The organism is Mesobacillus sp., from assembly GCF_049588175.1.
Classification (GTDB): Bacteria; Bacillota; Bacilli; order Bacillales; family Cytobacillaceae; genus Mesobacillus.
In genome coordinates, this window is record NZ_JBAVFI010000705.1 from 1 (window position 1) to 5,207 (window position 5,207).

General features: G+C 36.6%; 6 protein-coding genes and 1 tRNA gene. 3 read left to right on the top strand and 4 right to left on the bottom strand.

Annotated elements, in window-relative coordinates; all coding sequences use genetic code 11:
• From WB217_RS17180 to WB217_RS17190, 3 genes are all read right to left on the bottom strand, one after another.
• A partial coding sequence (locus tag WB217_RS17180; protein ID WP_423994506.1) for a phosphatase PAP2 family protein occupies positions 1–451 on the bottom strand: 451 nt, incomplete at its 3' end.
• A gap of 203 nt (positions 452–654) precedes the next feature.
• A tRNA-Arg gene (locus WB217_RS17185) sits at positions 655–728 on the bottom strand.
• 123 nt (positions 729–851) lie between these two features.
• On the bottom strand, positions 852–1,664 hold the full coding sequence (locus WB217_RS17190; protein ID WP_423994507.1) for a YitT family protein: 813 nt from the start codon (positions 1,662–1,664) through the stop codon (positions 852–854).
• A gap of 204 nt (positions 1,665–1,868) precedes the next feature.
• Between WB217_RS17190 and WB217_RS17195 the strand changes: the two genes are divergently transcribed.
• Both WB217_RS17195 and WB217_RS17200 read left to right on the top strand, forming a co-directional pair.
• The gene (locus WB217_RS17195; RefSeq protein ID WP_423994508.1) at positions 1,869–2,150 is read left to right on the top strand and encodes a DUF1292 domain-containing protein; all 282 of its coding nucleotides are present in this window, start codon (positions 1,869–1,871) and stop codon (positions 2,148–2,150) included.
• A 105-nt stretch (positions 2,151–2,255) separates the two neighbouring features.
• Positions 2,256–2,786 carry a GNAT family N-acetyltransferase gene (locus WB217_RS17200; protein WP_423994509.1) on the top strand — a complete coding sequence of 177 codons (531 nt, stop codon included), beginning with the start codon at positions 2,256–2,258 and terminating at the stop codon, positions 2,784–2,786.
• 36 nt (positions 2,787–2,822) lie between these two features.
• On the opposite strand, the gene WB217_RS17205 is transcribed toward WB217_RS17200, so the two are convergent.
• Positions 2,823–3,716, bottom strand: coding sequence for a YitT family protein (locus tag WB217_RS17205; protein ID WP_423994510.1), 894 nt, complete (start codon positions 3,714–3,716; stop codon positions 2,823–2,825).
• A 207-nt stretch (positions 3,717–3,923) separates the two neighbouring features.
• Here WB217_RS17205 and WB217_RS17210 point away from each other — a divergent pair, with 207 nt between their 5' ends.
• Complete coding sequence (locus WB217_RS17210) at positions 3,924–5,069, top strand: cation:proton antiporter (RefSeq protein ID WP_423994511.1); 1,146 nt, start codon at positions 3,924–3,926, stop codon at positions 5,067–5,069.
• Positions 5,070–5,207: the final 138 nt, after the last annotated feature.

Genomic DNA, 5,207 nt, shown 5'->3' on the forward strand with positions numbered 1-5,207 from the left:
TATTCCGAATGTTAATATTGCCAAGAATGATAGCGAATGTTGTTAAAACATGAATGCTTGGGAACGCATTATAAGGCTGGTCATGACTATAAATCATTCGAACGAGATTCGCTAACATTCCATCTCCGGACACATCTGGACGAGGCACTGTCGTTTGAAAATAAAAGTAAATCAAGAAACAAACTAATTCACCAATAACTATGACACTCAAAGTCTTGAGATAAACACTGATATCTTTATACCAAAAATAAATCAGGTAGCCCAATATAAAAGCGTACCAGATAATATAGGGTAGGATGAACACAGGTAAAAAAGGAATCATAGTATCTATGTGTGTAGAAAGGATTACCGGATCACGAGGATTCGCATTTAATAGTTTATATATTAATCCTAATGCTGGCATCACCAGCAAAAATAATAAATAAGGAATGTCTTTCATCTTAGCTCTCATATCATTTCCCCTTTAACTTAATTGGTCATGGTGTATAAATACCACAATCTATCAATCTTAATCCAAAAGAAAATCATAACACTTTTTAGAAATATTAACTGCGGACATGAGATTGCATCTATATAGACGACAAAAGAAACACTTTAGTTCCAATTCCCCAAAAAATAAAGCCTTTCTCAAATAGAGAAAGGCTTTATTTAAAGTGTCCCAGAGAGGATTCGAACCTCCGACCTACAGTTTAGGAAACTGTTGCTCTATCCTACTGAGCTACTGAGACAAGATATAATTTTGACGACTCAATTATTATATGATGAAATGAAAAACATTTCAAGATGATTTTTATTGGAAAATGAAAAAACATTCAAGAAGAGTTTATTTCTCCTTCTTGAATGTTTTAAAATTAATGCTGTTTTCTATGGAAAAGTCCCATTACCTCTAAAGTTTCAGTGATATTCACAAAGGCTTCCGGATCGATTTCTTCAATCAATGTTTTAACTTCGGTAAGCTCATAACGGGAGATTACTGTAATGATTACATTACTTTTTTCATTTGAGTAGCCACCAACTGAGTCAATAACTGTTACTCCTCGATAAACGTTCATTAACAAATGCTGTTTTACTTCTTCACCTTTTTTGGTGATGATCATTAAGGTGAGTTTAACATGGTGGGTATGTACTTTGTCTATTACTTTACCCAAAACATAAATGGAAACAAGTGTATTTAATGCAGCATCCCAGCTAAATAAAAATCCTGATAACAGAATTACTATTGAATTCATCGCGAATAACAGGGTGCCCATAGGGAAATCTTTTCGTCTTGCCAGAAGCATGCCGACTATATCGAAACCGCCAGAGGATCCTGATGAACGGAAGATAATTCCTATACCTAATCCTGCAATTGCACCGCCAAATATAGAAGATAGTATTGGGTTTTCCGCAAGAGCCATAACTGGAATTAAATATAGGGTTATTGAAATGGTTGCAACTGAAAGTATTGTATAGAATATAAATTTCCGTCCTAATTTTAAATAGCCAAGGACCAGTAATGGGAGATTTAAAAGAAAATTAAATATTCCTGTGTTAATGGAGGTAAGCATAGATAAAATGATTGAAAGGCCGCTTATGCCGCTGCTCATAATACTATGGGGAATTAGAAAAAGATTAAATGCGAATGACACGATCGTAGATCCAATTATGATTCCTGCTGTTTTCACAAGTGTACCCTCCAAAAACAAGTTTGTTAGGAATATTATATAGATGAAAAAAGAGAATTGTATTTAAAAGTTTATTTTAAATTAATGAACAATTTTGATTTACCAAGCCTGAGCGAAATAACCACAGACAATTTATGTTTAGCATTGTTCATGGAAAAAATGTAATCCCATTTCATAACAAAGAGAATGCAAGGGGAAATTATAATGATAATTGGAGGTGATGATATATTGGATCAAGATTCAATCAGGGACCTGGTAACTGTCGTTGATGAAAATGGAATACAAAGACAATATGAAGTAGAAGCACTCTTTGAAATGAAAGGAGAATCCTTTGCATTGCTCAGAGATCCAGAGGGCACTGTCCTGATGAAGGTAGAAGAAAAGGGAGACGAGCAATATTTGGTCGGTTTGAATAATGATATAGAAAAAACGTATCTGCTTGAAGCCTATCAAATAGCTGTCGATGCTGCGCCAGCAGAAGAATGAATTCATTGGTCGTCCTAAAAGGGCGGCTTTTTCTTTGAATTAGAAGGATATTTACTCCCTGGAAAAGAAATGAGTATTAAGAAAATAGAGTCAACAGGAGGATATATGGAATTTCCAGAATTAGAAACGAACCGTCTAATACTTAGAGAAATTAAGGAGGATGACGCAGAGGACCTGTTTAAAAATTTCTCAGATGATCGAGTTATGCAGCACTATGGCTCCGAAAAGATGACGCAGATTGAAGAAACGGTTGGACTCATTCATTCATTTAAAATGAATTATATTGAAAATAAAGGATTCAGATGGGGAATTCAAATAAAGGGTCAAAATCGATTGATTGGTACAGTAGGATTTCATGCCTGGTCTTCAAAAAATAGGCGGGCTGAAATTGGCTATGAGCTCCATCCTGATTACTGGGGAAAGGGATATGCTCAGGAGTCCATAAGCAGGGCATTAGAATTTGGTTTGAATGAAATGGATTTAATGAGAATAGGTGCGGTTGTATTTCTCGAGAATGGTCAATCAAATGAATTACTTGTGAAATTGGGTTTCCAGAAGGAGGGGGTCTTAAAGAACTACATTATTCAAAACGGTGTTTCATATGATACTAATATTTATTCGAAGGTTAAAGGATAAAAGAAAGGAAAGATGTTCATGCATCTTTCCTTTCTTTTAATGTATATTTTTCTTCTTGAACCTTCCGCCGCGGACTTCTGCAATGTTGCCGACTGCTAGGAAAGCTGAATCGTCAAGCTCTTCAACAATCGATTTTAACTTTGCTTCTTCGAGCCTTGTAATAACACAGAAAATGACTTTTTTGTCATCCCCCGTGTATGCTCCTTCACCATTTAAGTATGTAACCCCACGGCCAAGGCGTGCCAGGATGGCTTCGCCGATTTCCTTATGCTGTTCACTGATAATCCACGCTGCTTTTGATTCGTCCAATCCGGCCATCACGACATCAATCGTTTTAAATGCGATAAAATAAGTGAGGATGGAATACATTGCTCGATCCCATCCAAAGACGAAACCCGCTGTTCCAAAAATGAAGATATTAAAGAACATAATGATTTCACCTACGGAGAAAGGCAATTTTCTATTTGCCAGGATTGCTAATATCTCCGTTCCATCCAAAGACCCTCCATAGCGGATAACAATCCCTACACCAGAACCAAGGACGATGCCGCCAAAAACAGTAGCCAAAAGCAGGTCTTCGGTAAATACAGGTACCTCGTGAAGAAAACTGGTCGTCAAGGATAACACCGTGATTCCTAAAAGTGTAGATAAGGCAAAGGTCTTTCCAATTTGTTTATAGCCGATGAAAAAGAAAGGGATGTTCAGGATAAAGATAAAAAGACCCAGACGCCATCCTGACAGATGAGACAGGATAATCGAAATACCTACAATTCCTCCATCAAGTATTCTGTTTGGGACAAGGAACTCCTCAATTCCAACTCCCATAAGGATCGCACCTAAAATGATAAAAAAGATCCTTTTAGCCAGTTTTGTTTTTGTAATGCCCTTATGCTTGTATTGGACAAGAACTTGTTCTGGAATACTGTTCATTTTTTCCCCCTTAAACATTTCTATATTGGTAAACATGAGCTTATTTAGTACGTGGTCTTACAATAATTTTATCATATTTTCTTGTTCCTAATCGAACTAAAGCTTGAGAGCAAGCAAATTAACAGTGTTGAATGTTAATAAAAAGGGTAGAAGAAAGGGAAGTTAATCTTAGGATTAATATAACTATTGAAAAGGTGTTGTTGCTCTTTGAATCTGACATTGGCCATCGGACTCTTCCTGCTGGTTTTGTTTCTTATTGGCATCATCGGCATCAAAATAATTAAAATCCCTGATATATTATTATATATTTTGCTCGGACTCGTTTTATCCACAGTTCTTGATGAATCCAAGGTTATAGAGGCAGCTGGAGAAATTGGGCTGGTTCTGTTATTTTTTCTGCTAGGAATGAAGTTCTCCGTTAACAGATTAATTCGCAACAGTGGGAAAGTATGGAAGGGCGGTTTACTTGATGCTGTTCTTGGAATCCTTGTAACAGCAGGAATAAGTTACCTTTTCGGCCTTGATTGGGTTGCATCATTAATTGTAGGGGGTATCGTCTACGCAACAAGTTCTTCTATAACCGCTAAACTCCTGGAAGATAAAAATAGGACTGAAAATAAAGAATCAGAATTCATGCTCCTCATTCTTGTTTTTGAAGATTTGATTGCACCCATTCTTGTTACTGTGCTGATCGGCCTTACAGGTGAAGGCTTTACAATAAAAGATTTCTTATTCATCATTCTGAAAATAACCCTGCTTGCTGGAGTGGCTGTATTATTCGCTAGAGTAGTGTTTACGAAAGCTGAACCGTTATTGATGGAGATAAAGCAGGATGATATTTTCATCGTTTTAATCACAGGAATTGCTTTAACGTATGGCGGTATCGCCATGTTTCTTGGTTTATCTGAAGTAATTGGTGCTTTCCTTGCAGGAATGATGCTATCGGAGTTATCCATTAAGGATAAGGTTGAAAAAGTCGCTTTGCCAGTACGGAATATTTTTCTTCCTTTCTTTTTCCTGAATTTCGGGCTCCATATTGAACTGACTACTGATATACCTCATGCTGGGTTACTTGTTGTCCTTATTCTATGGTCATTGGTTCATAAGCTGATTGTCGGATATTTTGGCGGCCAATGGTATGGACTGACGAGAAGTCATTCCTTGAAAGCCGGTTTGTCTTTGACGCAGCGGGGAGAGTTTTCAGTAATAATCGCTGCACTAGCCACTGGAGAATTAAAGATGTTCGCAAGTATCTATATTTTGGTGATCGCCTTCATTGGAACCATACTGTTCCAATTTGCACCTAGACTCAATAAAATAATTGTTGAAAAAGTGAAGGAAAAGACAAGCTAAAAATATACCGAAAATCTTCCTGATTACTAAAAAATTGGAAAAATAATGGTCCTGGCATGCTACATAGAACCATGACAACAATGGTTCCGAAAACAGCAAATATAAAGCTCTATTAAATTTAATTGTTGATTTTTATAT